21 protein-coding genes, 2 tRNA genes and 1 rRNA gene are annotated in these 23,677 nt (G+C 54.2%); 22 read left to right on the top strand and 2 right to left on the bottom strand.

Annotated features, from left to right (window positions below):
- Window positions 1-376: 376 nt before the first annotated feature.
- The 16 genes from JYE49_RS06580 (at window position 377) to JYE49_RS06505 (ending at window position 17,402) form a co-directional block, all read left to right on the top strand.
- On the top strand, window positions 377-1,873 hold the full coding sequence (locus tag JYE49_RS06580) for a type 2 periplasmic-binding domain-containing protein (protein ID WP_093958253.1): 1,497 nt from the start codon (window positions 377-379) through the stop codon (window positions 1,871-1,873).
- Window positions 1,874-1,888: 15 nt separating this feature from the next.
- Window positions 1,889-3,175 carry a galactokinase gene (locus JYE49_RS06575; RefSeq protein WP_093958252.1) on the top strand — a complete coding sequence of 429 codons (1,287 nt, stop codon included), beginning with the start codon at window positions 1,889-1,891 and terminating at the stop codon, window positions 3,173-3,175.
- A 63-nt stretch (window positions 3,176-3,238) separates the two neighbouring features.
- Window positions 3,239-3,685: a tRNA (adenosine(37)-N6)-threonylcarbamoyltransferase complex ATPase subunit type 1 TsaE gene (tsaE, locus tag JYE49_RS06570; protein WP_093958251.1), complete on the top strand. Its 447-nt coding sequence runs from the start codon at window positions 3,239-3,241 to the stop codon at window positions 3,683-3,685.
- Between the two features lie 10 nt (window positions 3,686-3,695).
- On the top strand, window positions 3,696-4,388 hold the full coding sequence (gene tsaB / locus JYE49_RS06565) for a tRNA (adenosine(37)-N6)-threonylcarbamoyltransferase complex dimerization subunit type 1 TsaB (protein ID WP_093958250.1): 693 nt from the start codon (window positions 3,696-3,698) through the stop codon (window positions 4,386-4,388).
- Window positions 4,381-4,887: a ribosomal protein S18-alanine N-acetyltransferase gene (gene rimI, locus JYE49_RS06560; protein WP_093958249.1), complete on the top strand. Its 507-nt coding sequence runs from the start codon at window positions 4,381-4,383 to the stop codon at window positions 4,885-4,887. Before tsaB ends, rimI begins: the two co-directional genes overlap by 8 nt.
- Entirely contained in the window at window positions 4,884-6,050 is a 1,167-nt protein-coding gene (locus tag JYE49_RS06555; RefSeq protein ID WP_093958248.1) for a phosphopentomutase, read from the top strand. The genes rimI and JYE49_RS06555 overlap by 4 nt, the downstream gene beginning before the upstream one ends.
- Window positions 6,051-6,080: 30 nt before the next feature.
- A complete protein-coding gene (locus tag JYE49_RS06550; RefSeq protein WP_093958247.1) occupies window positions 6,081-8,483 on the top strand; it encodes a phosphodiester glycosidase family protein in 2,403 nt (800 codons plus the stop codon).
- Between the two features lie 131 nt (window positions 8,484-8,614).
- Window positions 8,615-8,923, top strand: a complete 309-nt coding sequence (gene rplU / locus JYE49_RS06545; RefSeq protein WP_093958246.1) for a 50S ribosomal protein L21 — start codon at window positions 8,615-8,617, stop codon at window positions 8,921-8,923.
- Window positions 8,923-9,270 carry a ribosomal-processing cysteine protease Prp gene (locus tag JYE49_RS06540; protein WP_093958245.1) on the top strand — a complete coding sequence of 116 codons (348 nt, stop codon included), beginning with the start codon at window positions 8,923-8,925 and terminating at the stop codon, window positions 9,268-9,270. The genes rplU and JYE49_RS06540 overlap by 1 nt, the downstream gene beginning before the upstream one ends.
- Complete coding sequence (rpmA, locus tag JYE49_RS06535; protein ID WP_093958244.1) at window positions 9,267-9,566, top strand: 50S ribosomal protein L27; 300 nt, start codon at window positions 9,267-9,269, stop codon at window positions 9,564-9,566. The genes JYE49_RS06540 and rpmA overlap by 4 nt, the downstream gene beginning before the upstream one ends.
- A 72-nt stretch (window positions 9,567-9,638) precedes the next feature.
- On the top strand, window positions 9,639-11,648 hold the full coding sequence (metG, locus tag JYE49_RS06530; RefSeq protein ID WP_093958243.1) for a methionine--tRNA ligase: 2,010 nt from the start codon (window positions 9,639-9,641) through the stop codon (window positions 11,646-11,648).
- Window positions 11,645-12,418 carry a TatD family hydrolase gene (locus JYE49_RS06525; RefSeq protein WP_093958242.1) on the top strand — a complete coding sequence of 258 codons (774 nt, stop codon included), beginning with the start codon at window positions 11,645-11,647 and terminating at the stop codon, window positions 12,416-12,418. Before metG ends, JYE49_RS06525 begins: the two co-directional genes overlap by 4 nt.
- Before the next feature lie 281 nt (window positions 12,419-12,699).
- Entirely contained in the window at window positions 12,700-14,871 is a 2,172-nt protein-coding gene (locus JYE49_RS06520) for a DNA topoisomerase III (protein ID WP_179217429.1), read from the top strand.
- A gap of 16 nt (window positions 14,872-14,887) precedes the next feature.
- Entirely contained in the window at window positions 14,888-15,235 is a 348-nt protein-coding gene (locus JYE49_RS06515; RefSeq protein ID WP_093958240.1) for a hypothetical protein, read from the top strand.
- Window positions 15,228-16,328 (top strand): non-hydrolyzing UDP-N-acetylglucosamine 2-epimerase, encoded by a 1,101-nt coding sequence (gene wecB / locus JYE49_RS06510; RefSeq protein ID WP_179217428.1) that lies wholly within the window; start codon window positions 15,228-15,230, stop codon window positions 16,326-16,328. Before JYE49_RS06515 ends, wecB begins: the two co-directional genes overlap by 8 nt.
- A gap of 18 nt (window positions 16,329-16,346) precedes the next feature.
- Window positions 16,347-17,402, top strand: coding sequence for a polysaccharide pyruvyl transferase family protein (locus JYE49_RS06505; protein WP_093958239.1), 1,056 nt, complete (start codon window positions 16,347-16,349; stop codon window positions 17,400-17,402).
- Between the two features lie 231 nt (window positions 17,403-17,633).
- Here the strand turns inward: JYE49_RS06505 and rpmB are convergent, their stop codons facing one another.
- Both rpmB and JYE49_RS06495 read right to left on the bottom strand, forming a co-directional pair.
- Window positions 17,634-17,846 (bottom strand): 50S ribosomal protein L28, encoded by a 213-nt coding sequence (gene rpmB, locus JYE49_RS06500; protein ID WP_084096892.1) that lies wholly within the window; start codon window positions 17,844-17,846, stop codon window positions 17,634-17,636.
- 184 nt (window positions 17,847-18,030) lie between these two features.
- On the bottom strand, window positions 18,031-18,801 hold the full coding sequence (locus JYE49_RS06495; protein ID WP_179217427.1) for a glycosyltransferase: 771 nt from the start codon (window positions 18,799-18,801) through the stop codon (window positions 18,031-18,033).
- A gap of 176 nt (window positions 18,802-18,977) precedes the next feature.
- Between JYE49_RS06495 and JYE49_RS06490 the strand changes: the two genes are divergently transcribed.
- From JYE49_RS06490 to JYE49_RS06465, 6 genes are all read left to right on the top strand, one after another.
- Window positions 18,978-19,736 (top strand): exodeoxyribonuclease III, encoded by a 759-nt coding sequence (locus JYE49_RS06490; protein WP_369413340.1) that lies wholly within the window; start codon window positions 18,978-18,980, stop codon window positions 19,734-19,736.
- A gap of 127 nt (window positions 19,737-19,863) precedes the next feature.
- Complete coding sequence (locus JYE49_RS06485; protein WP_283399466.1) at window positions 19,864-20,853, top strand: NYN domain-containing protein; 990 nt, start codon at window positions 19,864-19,866, stop codon at window positions 20,851-20,853.
- A 43-nt stretch (window positions 20,854-20,896) separates the two neighbouring features.
- Window positions 20,897-21,427 carry a hypothetical protein gene (locus tag JYE49_RS06480; protein WP_093958235.1) on the top strand — a complete coding sequence of 177 codons (531 nt, stop codon included), beginning with the start codon at window positions 20,897-20,899 and terminating at the stop codon, window positions 21,425-21,427.
- 210 nt (window positions 21,428-21,637) lie between these two features.
- Window positions 21,638-23,184: ribosomal RNA gene (locus tag JYE49_RS06475) — 16S ribosomal RNA — on the top strand.
- Window positions 23,185-23,395: 211 nt separating this feature from the next.
- Window positions 23,396-23,468, top strand: a tRNA-Ala gene (locus JYE49_RS06470).
- Window positions 23,469-23,475: 7 nt separating this feature from the next.
- Window positions 23,476-23,549, top strand: a tRNA-Ile gene (locus JYE49_RS06465).
- Window positions 23,550-23,677: the final 128 nt, after the last annotated feature.

The following is a 23,677-nucleotide window of genomic DNA, read 5'->3' as shown; positions in this document are numbered from 1 at the left end:
TTCAGCTATCAGCAAACCGCGCCGCAGCAGCCTGTACAGGCAACGCAGCCCTTCGCACCGATGGGACAGCCCGCGGGAGTGCCCCAGGCTACAGCTGCCTTCGGCACACAGCCTGCCAACTATCAGCCGCTGTTTAACAACAACGGACAGGTAACCGGCCAGACCGGAGCGTACCAGCCCGTGCCTCAGAACCAGGCTATGGAAACAGATTCACATGGAGTTCCCAATTTCATGAAGCGGAAAAAGTAAGATCAGACAAGCAGGCGGCGGATGCAGATCCGCCGCCTTTTTTATACCTGCAGAAAAGATGGCTGGAAAAAGTACCTTCGGTAGGATATAATATAATGTCAGAGTATATTGTTTCGGGAGGTCGCGTATGCGCAAAGGTATTGTCTGGATTCTGGTGATTCTCATGCTGTTCTCCACGGCATGCGGTGAAAGCATGCAGAAAGCACCCGATTATATTATGGAAGGTTATGACGGAGACGTAACCTACCGCGTTTGGGATACCAATCTTTTCTTTGAGCGGATGCAGGAGAAAACAGGCATTTCTTTCCAGTATTCACAGTACAGTGATTATGATAAGTGGACGCAGCGCAAGGAAGAACTGAAGGCAAACGACAATCTTCCGGACGTTCTTTTCAAGGCGGAACTGAATGCTTCTGAGGTTCGCGATCTTTACCAGGCAGGCAGGATTATTGATCTTGCTCCTTATCTGGAACAGTACGCACCGGATCTGTGGAAGCTCCTGGAAGAACACCCTGACTGGAAAAAAGCGATTACGATGGCGGATGGCGCCATCCCCGCACTGCCTGCAATCAATACGCTGCAGAACAACGATGCCATGTGGATTAATACGGCATGGCTGAAAAAACTCAAGCTGGACACTCCCTCATCAGCCGATGAGCTGACGGAAGTGCTCAGGGCTTTCAAAACAGGGGATCCCAACGGAAACTATCAGCAGGATGAGATCCCGCTGGCGTTTGTCGGCATGTGGGAACTTCGCTTCCTGGCGCACGCTTTCGGAATGGTTGATAATGACTATTACATCAGCGAAAAGGAAGGTATTGTATCTTCCTCGCTGACTTCCGAGGAAAACCGGGCTTTCCTGACCTGGCTTCATCAGCTGTGGGAAGAAGGACTGCTGGATTCGACTGGCTTTTCGACTACAGATAATCTCCGTCAGATTACAGACGAGAATAAGGCAATCCCGTACGGCGTGCTGCTTTCCACCACTCCGCTGACCATTCTGCCTCAGAAGGCTCTGGAACAGTATGCGCTGCTTGAACCTCTGAGCTGTAACGGAACAAAAGTATACCGGGATTTTGCAGGCGACCTTGTAAGGGGCACCTTTGCCATTACCTCTGCATGCAAGGAGCCGGAGAAACTGGTTGCCTGGGTGAATACCCTTTATACACAGGAAGGCAGCCTGATGGCTTACTATGGCCTTGAAGGGGAAGAGTATATCTGGAATGAAAACGGACTGTGGGAGTGGAACTATCCGCTGCAGACTGTGGCCGACGAGATTCTTCCGACGCATACCATCAGCGAGGGCGGAACGGCTCCTTCCTGGGTGGATGCCGGTTTCCAGACGAAATATATGGACGAGGCAACACGGAATGTGGTGGAGGCCCTCCAGAAGCTGAAACAGTACAGCGTTATTCCTTATCCGCCTGTGACGCTGAACGCGGAAGACGAAGCGAAGGTTGCGGAGATCCAGAACAACCTGTCCCGCTATGTTGAAAAGGCGATGGCTTGCTTTGTAACAGGTGATACAGAACTGACAGATGAAAACTGGGAAGAGTTCTGCAGGACAGTGGAGGAAAAGGGACTGCTTGAAATGATCGGAATCTGGCAGAAGGCCATTCAGTAAACGGAGGTGATCCGGATGAGTAGTTATACAGAGGATAAGATCAGGAAACTGCTTTCAGAAAGCGTACAGGATCAGCTCCGGTATCTGTACGGTTCAGACAGGAAAACGATTGAAATGCAGACACAGCGATATGCCAGTCTGCTCAGCCGTCATGCGGCCATTTTCGGGGAATGCGGGGACGTGCAGCTGATCAGCGCGCCCGGAAGAACGGAAATCGGCGGCAATCATACGGATCATAACCACGGCAGGGTGCTTGCGGCATCCGTGAACCTTGACGCGTTGTGCGCTGTCAGTCCCCGGGATGACATGAAGGTGCGTTTTCACAGCGAGGGATATGATGCCATTGAGATGGATCTGACAGACCTGTCTGTGATGCCCGAAGAAAAGGGAACGACGCGGGCGCTGATCCGGGGTGTGGCTGCCGGTATGAAGAAGGCAGGGTACAAAATCGGGGGCTTTGACGCTGCTGTGACATCCACAGTGGCAGGAGGCAGCGGCCTGAGCAGCTCCGCAGCCCTGGAAGTGATGCTTACCGGCGTGCTGGACAGCCTGTATAACGCTTTTGAGATGCCTTATGTGCTCCGTGCACAGATCAGCAAGCAGGCGGAAAACGAATATTTCGGTAAACCTTCCGGGCTGCTGGATCAGATGGCCAGCGCAGCGGGCGGACTGGTGACCGTCGACTTCCGGGATACAGATCATCCGGAAGTGGAGGCGATTTCCTATGATTTCGCCAAGAAGGGATATTCACTTGTTGTTGTGGCCACAGGCGGATCGCATGCAAACCTGACAGATCATTACGCGGCGATTCCGGCAGAGATGAAGAGCGTGGCGGAATGCTTCGGCCAGCCGGTCCTGCGGGGACTGACCGGAGAACAGATCATGGAGAAGATCGGTGAACTCCGGGTCAAAGTCAGCGACAGGGCGCTTCTGCGGGCCTTCCATTTCATTCAGGAAGACGAGCGTGTGCCGGAACAGGTGGCAGCATTGAAGGAGGACCGGATCGGGGACTTCCTGCAGCTGATCATTGACAGCGGCCGGTCCAGCTACATGTACCTGCAGAATATCTACGCGGATCCTGCCGACCAGAGCCTGAGCCTGGCCCTGTGCATGGCGGAAGATATGCTGCGCGGCAAAGGCGCATGGCGGATTCACGGCGGCGGATTTGCGGGTACGACGCTGAACTTTGTGCCGCAGGAAATGGTTGGCCGTTTTGTGGAAACAATGAACTGCGCGTTCGGGAAGGACGCATGCAGTGTGCTGAATATTCGTCCCGTTGGCACAGCAAGAATCGATTTTTAATCGATTCAATGAAGACTGAAAACTAAAGACTGAAGAATGAATAATGATAGTTGGATTGACGGAATGAACACAGTGATAACAAACAGTGCAGCGGAGACCAGGGAGCTCGGAAAGCGGCTGGCGGAAAAACTGAAAGCAGGAGACGTGATCCTGCTGGAAGGAGACCTGGGAGCCGGAAAAAGCGAGTTTGCCCGGGGCGTGGCAAAAGGGCTGGGAGTGACGGAGACCGTCACCAGCCCCAGCTTTACAATCCTGAACGTTTACGAGAGCGGAAAGCTGCCGCTGTATCACTTCGACTGGTACCGGCTGGAAAGCTCGGAAGAGCTGTATGAACTCGGGATGGATGAATATCTGGGAGGAAACGGGATCGCGCTGGTGGAATGGCCGGCACAGTGCCCGGACGCGGTGCCGGAGGAATGCCTCCGGATCCGGATAACAGCAACAGGAGAAAACAGCCGCCAGATTGAAACGGAACCCTGCGGCGGTTTCAGGATGATTACGCTGGAATGAGGCGGGAACAATGATAATACTGGTAATTGACACTTCAGGTCCTGTGTGCGGTACAGCCGTCATGGACGAAGAAAAGGTATACAGTGAGTTTACGGCTCAGAATAAAAACACCCATTCCGCCAGCCTGATGCCGATGATTGAGGCTGCGCTGAACGCGGCAGGAAAAGAAATCGGCGAGCTGGACGCCGTGGCCGCGGTGACAGGCCCCGGAAGCTTTACAGGCGTCCGCATCGGCGTGGCTACCGCAAAGGGACTGGCACACGGGGCGGGACTGCCCTGCATTCCCGTGGACGCGCTGGAAGCACTGAGTGAATCGGCCGGAGAATTTGACGGTATTGTGTGCCCGATCCAGGACGCGCGTGCCGGACAGGTATACGGGGCGGCTTTCCGGAAAGCGGAAAGGCTGACCGGAGACGCACCGATGAAGCTGGAGGAATACCTGGATACAGTGGAAGCACTGGGGGAACGCTTCCTTTTCATTGGCGACGGGGCACCTGTCCACAAGCAGGCGATTACGGCACGCCTTGGTGACAGGGCTGAGTTCGCACTCGCTTTCCGCGGTTATCTGCGTCCGTCCGCCGCTGGCTCCATTGCGCTCCGAAAAGGCGGGGAGACTGATTACCTGGGCCTGCAGGCCACATATCTGCGTCCGCCGAATGCCCAGAAAAACAAAAAGCTGCTGGAGGCCATGGGGCATGAGTGAACCGGTGATCCGTTTCATGCGGTTAAAGGACGTGGACCAGGTCGCTGAAATAGAGCAGGCCACCTTCGCGCGGCCCTGGAGCAGGGAAAGCTTCCGGCAGGAGGTGACCCGGAACGCGGTTGCCAGGTATCTGGTGGCGGAAGAGGACGGCAAGATCCTCGGTTATGCCGGGGCATGGATTATCCTGGACGAAAGCCATATTACCAACATCGCTGTGAGGGAAGAGGCACGAGGCAGGGGAATCGGCAAAAAGCTGACAGCCGAGCTGCTTCAGGTTCTCTCCAATCTGGGTGCGTCCTATGCCACGCTGGAGGTGCGGGTGAGCAATCTCCGGGCGCAGAATCTTTACAAAAGCCTTGGATTTGTTTCTGTCGGGAAGCGGAAACGGTATTATGAAGATAATAACGAGGATGCCTTCCTGATGGTTTGTGAACATATGCCGGAAGTGGATCCGGATTATACTGAAGAGCCCTGGATTGAAAAGGAGGATGAGCAATGAGCCGCGTGTTTCTGACTGTGCTGGATGCTGTAGGTACCGGTGAAGCCCCTGATGCTGCCGATTACGGCGATGTTGGTGCCAATACGCTGGGACATGTGATTGCCGCCTGCAACCCGAAACTGCCGAACATGGCAGAGATGGGTCTCGGACGGATCCCCGGAACCGGATACGCCTGGGACGGACCTGTGAAGGGAGCCTATGGCCGGGGAAGGGAAGTCAGCAAGGGCAAGGATACGACCTCGGGCCACTGGGAAATTGCCGGGGTACAGGTCAAAACCGCTTTCCCTACTTTCCCTGAAGGCTTTCCGGCCTCCTTTATGGAAGCGTACGAGAAAGCTATCGGTTATAAATGCATCGGAAACAAGACGGCTTCCGGAACGGTGATTCTTGAGGAACTGGGAGAGGAACACCTGAAAAACCATACGCCGATTGTTTACACAAGCGCGGACAGCGTGTTCCAGATTGCCTGCCATGAGGAGCTTTTCCCGCCGGAAAAACTCTACGAGTTCTGCCGGATTGCCCGGGAGATGCTCCAGGGTGAACTGGGAGTAGGCCGGGTGATCGCACGGCCTTTTGTCGGACAGCCCGGCAGCTTTAAACGGACCGGCAACCGCCGCGACTTTTCTCTGCCGCCCTGCGGCAGGACGCTTGCTGACGCTGTGAAGGAAGCAGGTATGGAAAGCATCGGCGTGGGCAAAATTGAGGACATCCTGGCCCACCAGGGACTGACAAAGAGCGATCATGCCGCCGGAAACCCGGCCTGCATGGACGCACTGATCCGGTTTATGAAAACCGACTTCGACGGTCTGTGCTTTACCAACCTGGTGGATACAGACTCTGTATACGGACACAGGAACGATCCTGTGGGCTTCGCGGGGGCACTGGAGGCATTTGACGCCAGACTGCCGGAAATGAAATCATTGCTCCATCCCGGGGATCTGATGATCATTACCGCGGATCACGGCTGCGATCCCTGTTTCCTCCAGTCCACGGACCATACCCGGGAATATATTCCGATCCTGGCGTGGACACCCGGCATGAACACCGCGGCAGACCTGGGTGTACGCAGCACTTTTGCGGACATCGGCGCTACCTGTGCTGAATGGCTGGGACTGCCGGATCGTTTCGGAGCGGAATCCTTCGCAAAGGCTCTGAAGGAATAAACACAGAACAATCAAAGGATATGAATAGGTATGAATAAACTGAAAGCACTGCTGCCGGTTCTCCTGCTTCTGCTTCTGCTGCTGACTGTGGTTCCCGCGACAGCGGAAGAGGCGGAAAACCTGACCGGCGGACTGACCGTAAAGACTGTGGACAAGCCCGGGAAGATCAGCTGTATTACTGACGGCAAATACACCACTTTTTGGGAAAGCAGCAAGCAGAAGAATCCCTGGGTGATTCTTTCTTCTGACCAGCCGATCTACGGCCTGTATCTGTGTTTTCAGAAGATGCCGGATACCTATGTGATCCAGAAACAGAGCGGTGAGGACTGGGTTACCGTGGCGGAAGGCGGCAACCCCCATTATCACCATGCTTTCTTTGAACTGGACGGGGTGAAGAAAATCCGGATCCTGTCCACCATGGAAAAGAAAAACTCCATGGGATTCAATGAAATTTTTGCCTTTGGCAAGGGCGAGGTGCCGGACTGGGTTCAGCGCTGGGAAGAACCAGCAGAGAAAGCAGACCTGCTGGTGCTTGTTGCCCATCCGGATGATGAGCTGCTGTTTACGGGCGGTGCTATTCCGGTTTACAACACGGAACAGGGAAGACAGGTTGAAGTAGCCTATCTGACATACAGCAACACCACCAGGCGCAGCGAAGCTCTGAACGGCCTGTGGGCCATGGGTGTGCGACACTATCCCGTGTTCGGCGGTTTTGCGGACAACTATGCCAATACCGGCAAAGTGAAAGACGCCTATAAAAATGCCGGCGGTAAGGATAAAGTGCTGGACTGGGTAACGGAACTGTACCGGCGTTTCCGGCCGGAAGTGGTGGTTACCCACGCGGAGAACGGAGAATATGGCCATCCGCAGCATAAGATGGTTGCTGACGCTGCTGTGGAATGCTTTGAGCGGGCTGCAGACCCCATGAAATCCCCTGATTCCTACCAGGCTTTCGATACCTGGCAGGTGAAGAAACTGTACCTGCATCAGTACGGAGAAGAAGCTGAGCAGACTGTTCTGGACTGGGCTCAGCCCCTGAAGGCCTTTAACGGCAGAACCGGTGCCCAGATGGCGGCGGAAGCTTTTAAACTGCATGCCAGCCAGCAGGGAATGGGTTCCAAGATCAAGGGGAAATTCGTTGAGTTTACCGTGGAGGAAACCGGTGCGAAGATGTATCCCTATGATCATTTCGGCCTGCGCAGCACCACGGTCGGACCGGATGAAGCAAAAAATGATTTCCTGGAGCATATCGACGCGGCTGATCTGACGCACGCGGAAAAGGTTCCGGCAGAAACAAAAGAAGAAGAACCTGCCCAGGACGAAACAGAAGAAGAGCCGGATACTGAAGAGCCGGACGAGGAAGAGATTCCGGAGGAACCTGAGACAGACGAAACAGAAAAAGACACGGATGTGGAAGTGGAACCTGAGACAGAGGAAACTGAAGAGCCTGAACAGGCAGAAGAGGCTGAAACAGAGAAGCCTTACACGGGGACAGCCCAGGCATTCGCTGAAGTGACAGCCCCGGAATGGGCGAATGTGGAGCTGAACAGCCGCGGCTTCCTGGACGAAGGGGAATATGTATACGCAGATGATGAGAACGGCCGGTACATCTACGTTAACCAGACTATCCGTGTTGTAATCAACCGGACGATTGAGGAGCCGGATCCCAAGCATCCGTTCTACTGCTTCAAAGCACACATCTGGTGCGACACCGAGGCGGGTGAACTGCCGGTAACGGTATATAACAATCCGGAAAAGCCGAAGAGCGGCAAGGAGTTCATGCGCAACATTGCATTGAACAACAATGTGGTGTTTGCGACCACAACAGACTATTACATTTACCGCATCAAGCAGAAATACCCGACCGGCATCGAGGTCAGGAATGGGGAGGTCATCTTTGACGATCCCCATAAGCTGGAATACATCAAGGGAAGCATGCCGACCTATGAGACGCTGGCACTTTACGCGGATGGACACGCGGACAGCCTGCCCAATCCGGACAAGAGCGCCGGGAAATATGTGGAGGAAGGCGCAACACAGGTATACTCCTTCGGACCGTGCCTGGTGAAGGACGGCAAGCTGACGGAGTATTCCCTGAACCTGACCAATACAAGCTATCATCCGCGGCTGGCAATCGGTGTTGTCGAGAACGGCCATTATGTGGTGGTCATGTGCGAAGGGCGGATCAAACGTTCCAAGGGTGTTCAGATGGCTTATCTTGCGGAGCTGATGATGCAGGAAGGCTGCACTATTGCCGTGAATATGGATGGCGGACAGAGCGCTGCGGTCGCGTTCATGGGCCACCAGCTGAACCAGGTCTGGAGTTCCCAGCCCAACGGTCGGGAGCAGGCGGATATCCTCGCTTTCGGTACCTCCGGGCAGGTCGGTTCTTTCGAAATGGCTGATGAGTTTAAAACAAAGCGGAAGAAATAACGCAAATAATGCTTGACAGGCAAGGGCCGGAAGTGATATCTTATTTCAGTGCCGCTCGGGAGAGGTCTGTCCAAATGCGCATCGCGCAACCTCAGAATCCCGGCGAGATTGTAATCAGGAGGTGCTGTCCCATGTACGCTATTATTGCAGCGGGCGGCAGACAATACCGTGTATCCCAGGGCGATGTGATCTACATCGACAAAGTCAACCAGGAAGCTAATTCCAAGATTTCCTTCGATGTGCTGATGATCGGCGGCGAAGGCGACGTGAAAGTCGGCAATCCCACCATTGAAGGCGCTAAGGTCGAGGGCAAGGTCATTGCTCAGGTAAAGGGTGAAAAGATCACCGTTTACAAGTACAAGAGCAAGAAAGACACCAAGAGAAAGATCGGCCATCGTCAGCCCTACACCAAGGTGGAGATCACCGCGATCAACGCGTAATGATCACCGCAGTCCTGTACCGGGAAGGGGGAAACCTGACCGGCTGCCGGCTTGAGGGTCACAGCGGCTGGGCGGAATCAGGCCGTGACATTGTATGTGCGGCTGCTTCCATTCTCGGTTGTACCTGTGTGAACGCGCTGGAAAGCGTGTGCGGCGTTATACCGGAGATTACTGAGTATAACGAAGACAAGGGTGTGCTGGCGTTTGAACTTCCGGAAACAACGGAAAAAGAAAACGCAGAGGCACAGATCGTGATGAAGACACTCAGGCAGGGACTGAAAGATCTCGCGGAAGCCTATCCGCAGAACGTGACATTTTCCATTAAAGAACGGAGGAAACAACAATGATGAAGCTTAATCTTCAACTGTTCGCTCATAAAAAAGGTATGGGCTCCACCCGTAACGGCCGCGACAGCGAGTCCAAGCGTCTTGGACCGAAGCGTGCCGACGGACAGATGGCGCTGGCCGGCAACATTCTCGTGCGTCAGCGCGGCACCCACATCCATCCCGGCCACAATGTAGGCATCGGCAAGGATGATACCCTGTTCGCCAAGACCACCGGTATCGTTCGGTTCGAGCGTCTGGGCAAGGATCGCAAGCAGGTCTCCGTATATCCCGTTGAGACCGCGGCCGAAGCTCAGTAATAACGGGCAAGATGAATCAGGGCTGTTGCGTCGCAACAGCCCTTTTAGTCAATTATGATGGAGGAATGAACCATGAGTGAGACCAAAAAGACGTTCTACATCACCACGCCGATCTATTATCCGTCCGGAAACATGACTATCGGCCACACCTATACCACTGTCGCTGCCGATACCATGACCCGGTTCAAGAAGATGCAGGGCTATGACGCCTATTTCCTGACCGGTACGGACGAGCATGGCCAGAAGATCGAGAAGAAGGCGGCGGAAGCCGGTGTTACCCCGATCCAGTACGTGGACAAGATCGTCGCGGAGACGCAGGATCTCTGGAAGCTCATGGACATTCAGTATGATGATTTTATCCGCACTACCGAGGAACGGCATATCAAGGTTGTGCAGAAAATCTTCCGCCAGTTCTATGAACAGGGAGACATCTACAAGGCTGAGTATGAGGGGATGTACTGCACTCCCTGCGAAAGCTTCTGGACACCTACCCAGTTGGTGGAAAAAGACGGCGTGAAGGTCTGCCCTGACTGCGGACGTCCCTGCCAGCCCATGAAGGAAGAAAGCTATTTCTTCAAGATGAGCAAATACCAGGACTGGCTCATTGACTATATCGAAACCCATCCGGACTTCATCCAGCCGGCAAAGCGGGCCAACGAAATGCTGACCAATTTCCTGCGCCCAGGCCTTCAGGACCTGTGCGTGAGCCGTACCAGCGTCAAGTGGGGCGTTCCGGTGGATTTCGATGAGAAGCACACTGTGTACGTCTGGATCGACGCGCTGAGCAACTACATCACCGCGCTGGGATACGGCACGGATCATGATGAACTGTTCAAAAAGTACTGGCCGGCGGATATTCACCTGGTAGGTAAGGAAATCGTTCGTTTCCACACGATTTACTGGCCGATCATGCTGCATGCGCTGGGCCTGCCGCTGCCCAAGCAGGTATTCGGTCACGGCTGGCTGCTCTTCGGCGCGGACCGGATGAGCAAGTCCAAGGGCAATGTTGTTTATCCCGGCCCCATTGTGGCCCGCTACGGCGTGGATCCGCTCCGTTATTACCTGATGAGGGAAATGCCTTTCGGCGCGGATGGCAACTACACCAATGAATCTTTCCTGACCCGCATGAACGCGGACCTGGCGAACGACCTGGGCAACCTGGTAAGCCGGACCGTGGCGATGATCGAGAAGTATTTTGACGGTGTCCTGCCCGCCTGGACAGACGCGGTTGATCCGGAACTGGATACCCCCCTGCAGGAGCACTGTGCCGCCCTGCCGAAACTGGTGGACGAACAGATGGATAAGCTGCAGTTCTCCCAGGCCCTGGCCGAGATCTGGAAGGTGATCGGTGAGTGCAACAAGTATATTGACCTGACCCAGCCCTGGGTTCTGGGCAAGGATCCGGAGAAGAAGGACCGGCTGGCGAACGTGATGCTGACCCTGGCGGAATGCGTACGGTTTGCTGCTGTGCTGATCGGACCCTTCATGCCCTCTACGCCCGCCCGCATCTTCGCCCAGCTGGGTGTTACGGATGAAAGCCTGAAGACCTGGGACAGCCTGAAGACCTTCGGCCTGCTGCCTGCCGGCACCAAGGTGCAGAAGGGCGAGGCCCTGTTCCCGCGGATTGACGTGAACAAGGAGCTGGAAGCCCTGGCCGGCGGCAAGGAAGAAAAGAAGGCTGCCAAAGCTGAGGAAAAGCAGCAGAAGAAGGAACAGAAGGCTGAAAAGAAGCACGAAGAACCGGAATATCCTGCTGAGATCGATATCAATGATTTCTTCAAGTGCAAGATCCAGGTGGCCCGCGTGCTGGCCTGTGAAAAGGTGGAGAAGAGCACCAAGCTGCTGAAGTTCCGCCTGGGCCTGGGCAAAGACGGAGAACGCATAGTGGTCAGCGGCATCCAGAAATGGTATGAGCCGGAAACCCTGGTAGGAACCCAGGTGGCGGTAATCACCAACCTGAAGCCTGCCAAGCTGGCCGGTATCGAAAGCCAGGGCATGATCCTGTCCGCACTGGACGATAACGGCAACCTGAGGCTGGTTTCTGTCGGCGAAGGCGTTGAGGACGGCGCCCTGATCGGATGATGGAATGGTTTGACAGCCACTGCCATGTGGATGAAGAAGTCTTTGATGAAGACCGGGAAGAAGCGCTTGCCCGCATGGCGGAGCACGGCATTACCCGGTACGCGGTGATTGGCTCCGATATGGAAACCTCCCGGCGGGCCATCAGGTTTGCCCGGGAACACGCGGGAGCCATCGCGGTCGGCGGTATCCACCCCCATGAAGCCAAGGGCTTCCGGGAGGAAGATCTCGCGGAGATGGCGGACTGGTACCGGAAGGGAAAGATCAAAGCCATCGGCGAGATTGGACTGGACTTCTACTACGACCACAGCCCCAGGGAAATCCAACGGGAAGTCTGCATCCGTCAGATGGAACTGGCCTGGGAACTGAAAGCTCCCGTGGCCTATCATATCCGGGACGCACATGCTGAAATGCTGGAAATCATGAAAGGCATGAAGGCGAAGCTGACCGGCGGGATCATCCACTGCTTCTCCGGAAGCGCGGAAATCGCGAAGGAGTACCTGAAGCTTGGATACTACATCTCCTTTGCAGGCCCGCTGACCTTCAAAAAGGCCCCCAAACTGCAGGAAGCCTGCCGGATCGTTCCAAAGAACCGGCTGCTGATTGAAACTGACAGTCCCTACATGGCGCCTGAACCGGTCAGGGGACGGCGGAACGAACCGGCAAACGTCCGGTACGTGGGAATGAAGCTGGCGGAAATACGGGGAGAAACACCCGAAGAAGTGGCAGAATATACGACAGAGAATGCGAAAAAAGTATACGGGCTTGAGTAAATTAAAGAATGGCCTTCCCATTGGGGAGGCCATTCTTATTGCCCGCAAGCGGGCAAATGATATTTTCGCCTTCGGCGAAAGTGATAGTTTGTGACTGAGGTGTTTTGCGAGTTCGAAAAGATAAATGACTGGTTGAGAGTTTAAAACATTCGTCGAAGACGAATATATCACATTTTGACGAAGTCAAAATATATCATTTCGGCAGAAGGTGCAGACTTCTGCCGAATATTCATAGGCAAATGCCTATGAATGTGCTAATATATTATGGTTGGAGGTGCGTCATGGGAAAGATTGTGGTGGTTGCCGAGAAGCCCAGTGTGGGAAGAGATATTGCACGGGTGCTCGGCTGCCGGACAGGCGGCGACGGATGCCTGATCGGGGACCGGTACATCGTTACCTGGGCCGTGGGGCACCTGGTGACGCTGGTTGAGCCGAACGAACTGGATCCGAAGTATGAAAAGTGGTCCTTCGCGACGCTGCCCATCCTGCCGGAAACCATTCCCCTGAAAGTGATCTCCACTACCAGGGATCAATTCAGCAGGGTCAAAAAGCTGATTAATGATAAAGAGACAGATTCGCTGATTTGCGCGACAGATGCCGGGCGGGAAGGCGAACTGATTTTCCGGTATATCTATGAAAAAGCCGGCTGTACAAAGCCTTTCCAGCGCCTGTGGATCTCATCGATGACAGATGAGGCCATTACGGAAGGCTTCCGGGATATCCGGCCGGGAGCGGACTATGACGGGCTGTATGAAAGTGCCCGGTGCCGGAGCAAGGCAGACTGGCTGGTAGGGATGAATGCCAGCAGGGCATTTACACTGAAATACAATACGCTCCTTTCCATCGGCCGTGTACAGACGCCGACGCTGGCGATCCTGGTGAAACGCCGGAAGGAAATTGAAAACTTCAAGCCGGAAGGGTTCTGCACACTAACCGCCGATTTCGGTGATTACAGCGGCGTATACTTTTCCGATAAACTGGATCCGGATACCCACCTGAAAGAAAAAGAAGACGCGGAAAAGATTGCCGCGGAAGTGAAGGATAAGACAGGTACCGTAATCCAGGCTGAAACCACCCGGAAGAAGGAGCTTCCGCCGCAGCTGTATGACCTGACCAGCCTGCAGCGGGACGCAAACCGCATGCTGGGCTTTACCGCGGATAAAACGCTGAAAACGGCCCAGAGCCTGTACGAAAAACACAAGGCGCTGACTTATCCCCGTACAGACAGCCGGTTTCTTCCGCCGGATATGATACCGCGGGTAGTACAGACCATGAAGCTGCTGCCGGAAACCTACCAGAAGTTTGTTCCGGGTGCGCTGCCCGGCGGAAAACTGCCGGTGAGCAAACGAACCATCGATCAGACAAAGGTCACGGATCACCACGCGATCATTCCCACAGCCAAACGGGCGGATCCTTCCAAGTTCACTGAAGACGAGCGGAAGCTCTATGACATGGTGGCCAGGAGGCTGCTTGCAGCCTTTTATCCGGCCTGTGACTATGACGCGACGAAGATTGTCACGAAGGTGGAGGAACATCTGTTCCGCACTACCGGCAAAGTGATTGTGAACAACGGATGGCATGACGTGCCGCCGCTGGAGAACCCGCCGAAGGCCAAGAAGAAGACGGCTGAGGAAGGGGAAAGCGAAAATCCGCTGCCGCCCCTGCAGGAAGGGGATACACGGCCGGTCCGCGGTACGAAGATCAAAGAAGACAAGACCAAACCGCCGGCACCCCATACGGACGCCAGCCTGCTGGCAGCCATGGAAACCGCAGGCAAGGAACTGGATGATGAAGAGCTGGTCCGGCAGATGAAGGGAAGTGGCATTGGTACGCCGGCCACCCGGGCGGCTATCATTGAGCGGCTGCTGAAAGTCGGGTACGCGCAGCGGAAGGGTAAAACCCTGCAGGCTACAGACAAGGGCGTTATGCTGATCGACGTGGTCCCGGGTGAGCTTTCTAGTCCAGAACTGACAGGACGCTGGGAACTGGCTCTGCATGATATCACGGACGGAGCGCAGGATCCGCAGCGTTTTATGGACGGAATTGCCCGGATGAGCAGCTTTCTGGTAGACTATGCACGAAATACCGCTGCAGCTGTAAGTTTCCCCGCAGAAGAACGCAAATACGGCAAAGGCGGCGCAAAGAAGAAAATCACGTCGGCTCCGCTGCCCGGTACGGTCTGTCCCGTGTGCGGCAAAGGCGGAGTCCGGGAAAACGGCAGGGCCTTTGGCTGCACCGAGAAGGGCTGCAACTTCACCCTTTGGAAAGACTGCCTGGAAAAGGGCGGCGGGCCTGCATTGACCGGGAAACTGGTGCAGCTGCTGCTGGAGAAAAAACAACTGCAGGGTTCCACGGGAATCCTGATGATCAAGGAGGGCCATCTGCTGTTCTATCCGAACGGCAGCGAACGGCCTTCCGTGGACCGGCCCATGGTTTATATCAAACAGCGCTGAGAAAGGATGATGCACAATGATGAACGGGTATGACAAGCAGGAGGCACTGGATTTTATTCTGGCCAGAATTCACACAAAGGATCATCCGGAACTGGCGGATTGTCTGCCGGGGCTGATCAGCCAGGCGATCGACGCTGATATGGCGTATATGCATGAGCATCATGTGATCGATGAGAACGGGAACGCCGGTACCGAATACTATGAGGATGACGAAGCCTTCGAGTATATGGTGGAAAAACTGGCAGAGCAGAACAAGCTGGATCCGGTAAAGGCTGTCAAGCTTGCCTCGCTGGTGGATGACTTCATGGATTATCAGCAGGAGTATCTCGAATCCAAAGGACTGGTGGACTGGGACGATGAGTAAGAAGATTATGCTGGTTTTCGGCACCCGGCCGGAAGCAATCAAGATGTGCCCCCTGGTCAAGGAACTGAAGACCCGGAAGAATGTTGAAACCCTGGTGTGCGTCACGGGACAGCACAGGGGCATGCTGCAGCAGGTGCTGGACGCCTTCGACGTGAAGCCGGACTATGACCTGGCAATCATGCAGCAGCGCCAGACCCTGTTTGACATCACCACACGGGTGCTGCAGGGTATGAAGGACGTGCTGGAGAAGGAAAAGCCGGACGCGGTTCTTGTACATGGAGATACAAGCACCACTTTCGCGGCGGCACTGGCCTGCTTCTATCTGCAGATTCCGGTGGGCCATGTGGAAGCCGGTCTGAGAACCTATAATCTGCTTTCTCCCTATCCGGAGGAGTTTAACCGCCAGTGCGTATCCATCCTGGCAAACTGGAATTTTGCTCCCACGCCCCTGAGCCGGGACAACCTGATCAGGGAAGGCAAGAAGCCTGAGTCAATCTATGTGACGGGCAATACGGTCATTGACGCTTTGAAGACCACCGTAAGGGAGAACTTCAGCCATCCTGACCTGGAATGGGCCGGAAACAGCAGGCTGATCCTGCTGACTGCCCACCGGCGGGAGAATCTTGGAGAACCCATGCATGCCATGTTCCGTGCCATCCGGCGGGTGGTTGAGGAACATGAGGACGTGAAGGCACTGTATCCGATCCATATGAATCCCGTCGTGCGGGAAGCGGCGGACGCGGAACTGAGCGGATGCGAACGGATCCGGCTGACAGAGCCGCTGGAGGTGCTGGACTGCCATAACCTGATGGCGCGGAGCTACCTGATCCTGACAGACAGCGGCGGCATCCAGGAGGAAGCGCCGAGCCTGGGCAAACCGGTACTGGTGATGCGTGATACGACTGAACGGCCGGAAGGTATCCAGGCCGGCACGCTGAAGCTTGTGGGAACGAATGAAGAGACGATTTACCGGGAGTTCACAAAGCTCCTGGATGACCGGCAGGCATATGATCAGATGGCACATGCGGAGAACCCCTACGGAGACGGACACGCCTGTGAACGGATTGCGGATATCCTGACCGGCGAACAGTAACGGACGGAGTGAGAGAAGATGGCCCGGGCAGGGATCATAACTTTTCTGCATAACAACAATTACGGTTCCTCGCTGCAGGCTTACGCGCTGCAGCGAACCCTCCGGGAACTGGGATGCGAATGCCTGCACCTGGATTATGAACCGGACAGAAAAGAAAAAATATGGAATCTGCTGACCAGCGGCAACGACCTGAAGCTGATCCTGGACGGGATCCGCAAGCGCAGCGTCTGGGCGGATCAGAGCGGTGCACGCCGTAAGAGCGAAGCCATTCCGGCTTTTTACCGGAAAAGAATGCAGCTTTCTGCACCCTGCCGGAACCGTAAGGATCTGCGGCGGGAAAGTGAAAACTGCGACCTGCTGGTGTGCGGCAGCGACCAGATCTGGAATCCGGTCTGGCTGAACCCGGCTTATTTCCTGACTTTTGCGGGGAATGAGAAGAATAAGATTGCCTATGCGGCCAGCCTGGGAATCAGCAGGCTGCCGAAATCTTCCAAGATCCGTAAAATCAAACGATGGACAAAAAACTTCCGGGCGATTTCGGTCCGGGAACAGGAAGGTATGGAACTGCTTGAGCAGATGACCGGCCTGAAGGCAGACGTTATGCCGGATCCGGTCTGCCTGCTGACGCGGGACGAATGGAACGGGATTGCAGGAGATGCTCCGGAAGGAGAACCGTACCTGCTTTGCTACTTTATCGGCGAGAACGCGGACTACTGGAACCGGGTACGTCAGCTGCAGGCAGAGACGGGGCTGCGGGTGCTGGTGATGCCGGTTACCGCTGAGAGCTATCGCAGCGGCTATGAACTGCTGGACGGAGCCGGTCCGGAAGAATTCCTGGGTGCGGTCCGGGACGCGGCCTGCTTCTGCACGGACAGTTTCCACGGACTGGTATTCGGAACGATATTCGGTACACGGACGGATGTGTGCCGCCGTTACCGGGAAGACGATCCGGAAAGCAAAAACAGCCGGGTGGACCAATTCCTGAGGGATATGGAAAGCAGCAGCCTGGAAGAAATGCGGAAGCAGGGAAGAGAATGGCTGCAGAGAGTATTGTACAAAACGCATAAGGCCTGAAGCCTTACGCGTTTTGTAATGATATATTTGTCTCCGACAAATATGATATATTGAGCCGCGGATATTCCGCGGCTCAATGTGATATATTCGCCCAAAGGGCGAATGTGACAGAGTGTTAAACCAATAGAGTGAAAAGTGAAGAGTGAAGAGTGTTTTATCGGTTTCGAAGAAACAGATAAAAGAAAACCCGTCTGTTGCACTACAGACGGGTTAATTGTGATTCTTAAGGGCTCAGGCCTCTTCGTGGACCTTGGGCAGTGCGCGCTGCACATTGCCGCTGCGCAGGCAACGGGTGCACACGTTCATCCGCTTGGCGGTGCCATTGACCATCACGCGAACGCTCTGCACATTGGGCGCCCAGATGCGATGGCTCTTGCGGTTGGAATGGCTGACGTTGTTGCCGTTCAGCGTGCCCTTCTCACAAATCTCACAAAACTTACCCATGGAAATCATCCTCCTCGTTGGAGTTACACATCAAGCCTTGCTATGATATCACGCTATGGAACAAAATGCAAGCGGTTTTTTGAATTCTTTAAGCTGAACTTCAACCGGCTCCAGAAAGCGGAAGAACCCGGCAGCACCTGATGGCGAATTCTTTCTTTACAGGGGGCCGGCAATACGGAGGTTTTCACCAAGTGATACCCCATTTGAAGAAATATTTGAATACGGAAGCTATCTGACGCATGCGGCCCTTGAAAGTACGGGTGTTTTCACGGGCCCAGCGGTGGGTGACGCACATTTCGGGGTGATAAACGATACTGCCGAGGCGTTCTTCCAGAATGCGGCGGCTCAGGTCGGAATCCTCCTGGTAAAGGAAGAAACGGGGATCGAAACCTTCCAGCTTCTTGAAGATCTCGGTACGGATGAACAGGAAACAACCGGTGGCGAACTCAACGGGGACAGGATAGCGGATGTCCATGTCCGCCATGGTGAAGTCTGCACGCCATCGGCGGAAAAGTTTGCTGTAGTTTTCAAACAGCCCTCCCAGAAGGTAATGGACGGAAATCCGCTTTTTCGGAAGATACTGCTCGGTGCCGTCTTCATTCAGCACACGGGGCGTCAGGATTGCGATGTTCGGATGGGCTTCCATATACATGATCATACGGTTGAGCAGGGAAGGCTCAAAGGTAACGTCCGGATTCATGATCAGATGATATTTGCTCTGAAGGTGGGGAAGCACCGCGTTATTGGCACGGCCGAAGCCGATGTTTGACTTCTGGGGGAGAACGGTTACACCCGGGAACAGCCATTCGGCTTTTTCGGCGGTTGGATCATCCGGCGTATTATCCACCAGGTAGACGTCCACATCCACATCTGCGTTCTGAATACATCTCAGGGCATGGGTCAGCTCATCACCGCAGTGATAAAGCACCAGGCAGGCAGAAAGAATCGAAGCCATCTGAAAAGCCTCCGGAATCATCATTTTCAATACCTGTATTTTACAGGCTGCGGGCAAATTTGTCCATAACGGGACAGGCATAAACAGCAAACCGCACCTGATTGTCACGCTCCGATAACTTATGGTAGAATACCGGAGCGGGATTATGGAATATAAGAGTACGGGGTGAAAGGATCATGAAACTGATATCCTGGAATGTGAATGGACTGCGCGCTGTGATGGGCAAGGGCTTTATGGAAACTTTTGCCGCACTGGACGCCGATATTTTCTGCCTGCAGGAAACCAAGCTGCAGGAAGGACAGATTGATATGGATCTTCCCGGCTATCATCAGTATTGGAACTACGCGGAGAAGAAAGGCTATTCCGGCACGGCTGTTTTTACCCGGCAGGAGCCGTTGTCTGTCCGCTACGGAATCGGGACGGATGCTTTTGATCATGAAGGCCGGGTCATTACCCTGGAGTTTCCCGGGTTCTTTTTCCTGACGGTTTATACCCCCAACTCCCAGGACGGACTCGCAAGACTGCCGTACCGGATGGAGTGGGAGGACGCGTTCCTTGCCTATATCCAGAAACTGGACAGTGAGAAGCCGGTGATCTTCTGCGGTGACCTGAATGTGGCACACCAGGAGATTGACCTGAAGAATCCGAAAAGCAATCAGCATAACGCGGGCTTTACCCAGGAGGAAAGGGACAAGATGACCCACCTTCTGAGCAGCGGATTTGTGGACACTTTCCGCTGGTTCCATCCGGACGCAAGGGATGAATACAGCTGGTGGAGTTATCGCTTCCATGCCCGGGAAAAGAACGCGGGGTGGCGGATAGACTATTTCATTGTTTCAGATCGTCTGAAAGACCGGCTGGAGAGCGCCGGAATTCATCAGGAGGTTTTCGGATCAGATCACTGCCCAGTGGAGCTGATGCTCCGGAATGACTGAGGTCTGGTTATTTCAGCTGACAGATGATATACTGACAGAACCGGCGGCCTGACGCCGGGATACTGTATGAGACTGCTGCCGTTTTCCCGGAAAGGAAGAAAGCGGCTTTAAGGAAGAAGGTTTTTTTCTGAGTAAATTTGCTGTTTTTGTTGACCTGGAGAACTGCGGCGCGAAGGTGGCTACCCTTCGGAGCATTCTTGAGAAGGTTAAGATCCGCGGTGACATTCTGCTGGGGAAGGTTTACGGCTATACGGATAAATTCGGCGACCTGAAGGAAGTGCTGCTGAGCAATACCTTTACGGTTGTGCCGAGCCTGCGCTACGGAATCAGCCAGAAGAACAACGCGGACATCCAGCTGGTAATCGACGCGCTTGAGGTGGCATACAAGAACGAACTCATCGACAGCTTCTGCATTGTGTCAGGTGACAGCGACTATACCCCGCTGGTCGGCAAGCTGAAGAGCATGGGTAAGTTTGTGTTGGGCATCAGCCGCAGTGAGGCTGCCAGCAATATCTTTATCAATGCGTGCAACGAGTTCCAGTTCCTGGAATCTGTCGGCAAGCGCAACGTGGAGAAGCCGAAGCGCCAGAAGGCCAGCGTCTCCACAGAGGAAGCGGCGGACGAGAGCGAGCTGAACAAGCTGCTGACCACCGTGCTGGAAGAGCAGGACCAGGATGAAATCTATGCCAGCGAACTGAAGGAAACCCTGCTGCGACTGCGTCCGGATTTCAACGAAAAGGCTTATGGCTGCGCTACGTTCTTCAAGCTGCTGACGAAGCTGGCAAACCGCTTCGGCGATTTGCGGGTACATAATGACAACTTCAACGTTATGGTCGGCCTGAACAGCGCCAGTGACAACGGAGAAACCATTCCGCAGCTGACTCGTGAAAACTGGAAGGAAGCTTTTGCCGCTCAGATTCGTGCTTATAAAGAGGGAGGATTTGACAGAGTCAATCCTTCCATCCTGAAGGCGGACATCATTACGGCATATCCGGACTTTACCGAGCGGGCGATCGGATTCAAGCGTTTCTCTGACGTGATGAAGCAGCTGGAAAAAGACGGCCTGGTCATTGTGGAAATGGACGAACAGAAAACCATGCTGATCAAACTGCTCTGATACCGGAATCAACAGATGAAACCTTCATGAAAGGAGAACAACCATGAAATATCTTCGTCGGATCGTATGGTTTTTTGCGAACCGGCTGCTGGTTCTCTGCCTGATTCTGGGATTGATCATGACAGTATTCTATTACACGATGAATCTCAGCAACATTCAGATTGTTCTGAAGGACGGCATGGCAAACCGGGCAAAGTACATCATGGGGATGGAAAATAACCGGAAAGAACTGGACAAGTATTTCCAGGCAGGATGCCTGGAGAACGACAATGCTGTCAGAGCAGCGGATGAGGGGAATTCTCCCTACGAGAATTACAACGTCCGCGGTATTGACCACCGCCTGGAAATGGGATTTTTGTGGGTCTGGCCCTGGGAAAATTCCGTCAGGCTTACCGTTAAGGAAAAGATTCCGCGGATTGACGGCCGTGTCAAGGGCAGCAAGGCAGATGAAGTGATCGCAAAAGAGGGAAATGAAGCCCTCTATCCGCCTGCGTGGCAGGATGCGGAGTACCGGGCATACCTGATCCGGGAGAACGGCCAGTGGAAGATCAAAACGCTGACTTCAGCCAGATAACAGAGCACCAAAAACTTTTTCAGAAAAATTTGAGAAAAAGTGCTTGACAAATGGCTTGCTCTTTGTTATTCTATCCAAGCTCGCTTGCGAGAGATCGCAAAGGAACCGAGCGAAGCGAACCTTGAAAACGATACAGAGATAATAACGCGCAATAAGGAAAAAGACAGCGAAGATTCCAAAGAGTTTAACATCGAAAGATGTTTAAGGATTAAACGGAAGAGTTTGATCCTGGCTCAGGACGAACGCTGGCGGCGTGCCTAACACATGCAAGTCGAGCGGGGACATTGCGACAGATTTGAAATTTTCGGATGGATATGAAGATGTAATGTTCTAGCGGCGGACGGGTGAGTAACGCGTGAGCAACCTGTCCCTTACAGGGGGATAACACAGCGAAAGTTGTACTAATACCGCATAAGACCACAGAGTGACATCGCTTAGGGGTCAAAGGAGCAATCCGGTAAGGGGTGGGCTCGCGTCCGATTAGATAGTTGGTGAGGTAACGGCCCACCAAGTCGACGATCGGTAGCCGACCTGAGAGGGTGATCGGCCACATTGGGACTGAGACACGGCCCAAACTCCTACGGGAGGCAGCAGTGGGGAATATTGGGCAATGGGGGAAACCCTGACCCAGCAACGCCGCGTGAGGGAAGAAGGTTTTCGGATCGTAAACCTCTGTCCTTGGTGAAGAGAAAGAGACGGTAGCCAAGGAGGAAGCCCCGGCTAACTACGTGCCAGCAGCCGCGGTAATACGTAGGGGGCGAGCGTTGTCCGGAATGATTGGGCGTAAAGGGCGCGTAGGCGGCCCGGTAAGTCTGGAGTGAAAGTCCTGCTTTTAAGGTGGGAATTGCTTTGGATACTGTCGGGCTTGAGTGCAGGAGAGGTAAGTGGAATTCCCAGTGTAGCGGTGAAATGCGTAGAGATTGGGAGGAACACCAGTGGCGAAGGCGACTTACTGGACTGTAACTGACGCTGAGGCGCGAAAGTGTGGGGAGCAAACAGGATTAGATACCCTGGTAGTCCACACTGTAAACGATGAATGCTAGGTGTAGGGGGTATCGACCCCTTCTGTGCCGCAGTTAACACAATAAGCATTCCGCCTGGGGAGTACGGCCGCAAGGTTGAAACTCAAAGGAATTGACGGGGGCCCGCACAAGCAGCGGAGCATGTGGTTTAATTCGACGCAACGCGAAGAACCTTACCAGGTCTTGACATCCAGTAAAACTTGTAGAGATACATCGTGAGCTTGCTCATACTGAGACAGGTGGTGCATGGTTGTCGTCAGCTCGTGTCGTGAGATGTTGGGTTAAGTCCCGCAACGAGCGCAACCCTTATTTTCAGTTACTAACAGGTAGTGCTGAGGACTCTGAAGAGACTGCCGGGGACAACTCGGAGGAAGGTGGGGACGACGTCAAATCATCATGCCCCTTATGACCTGGGCTACACACGTGCTACAATGGCCACCACAGAGAGGAGCGAACCCGTAAGGGAGAGCGGATCTCAAAAAAGTGGTCCCAGTTCGGATTGTGGGCTGCAACCCGCCCACATGAAGTCGGAGTTGCTAGTAATCGCGGATCAGCATGCCGCGGTGAATACGTTCCCGGGCCTTGTACACACCGCCCGTCACACCATGGGAGTTGGGAGTGCCCAAAGTCGGTGAGGTAACCGCAAGGAGCCAGCCGCCTAAGGCAAGACCAATGACTGGGGTGAAGTCGTAACAAGGTAGCCGTATCGGAAGGTGCGGCTGGATCACCTCCTTTCTAGGGAGAAAGCAGAAGCCGAAAGGTGGACGCCGAAACCGAGGTCGATCGACCGGATAAAACCGGTCGTCATAAAAAAGCTTCAAAGAAGCAAACGGAACGTCAACGAACGTTCGAAAAAGAATTGAGCTGTTCCTTACAGCGCGCAAAACTCTGTATCGTCTTCAAGGCTCGCGAAGCTCCGAGCTTAAATGAATAGTGCCGATTATGTGGGGGTTTAGCTCAGCTGGGAGAGCGCCTGCCTTGCAAGCAGGAGGTCAGCGGTTCGATCCCGCTAATCTCCACTCACATGGGTCGCTAGCTCAGTCGGTTAGAGCACCCGCCTGATAAGCGGGAGGTCGGTGGTTCGAGTCCACTGCGACCCACACTCTTTCTCAATTTGAGAAGAGGCACGCGCACCTTGACAACTGCACAGCAAAGAAACAAGATTCAGGAAAGACCAGTTAAAGGTAAACAATTTTACTCAAATTGGTCTCAGGATCAAGAACGACGA

This window comes from Aristaeella hokkaidonensis, assembly GCF_018128945.1.
GTDB classification, from domain to species: Bacteria; Bacillota; Clostridia; order Christensenellales; family Aristaeellaceae; genus Aristaeella; species Aristaeella hokkaidonensis.
This window is presented reverse-complemented; position numbering and strand designations above follow the sequence as displayed.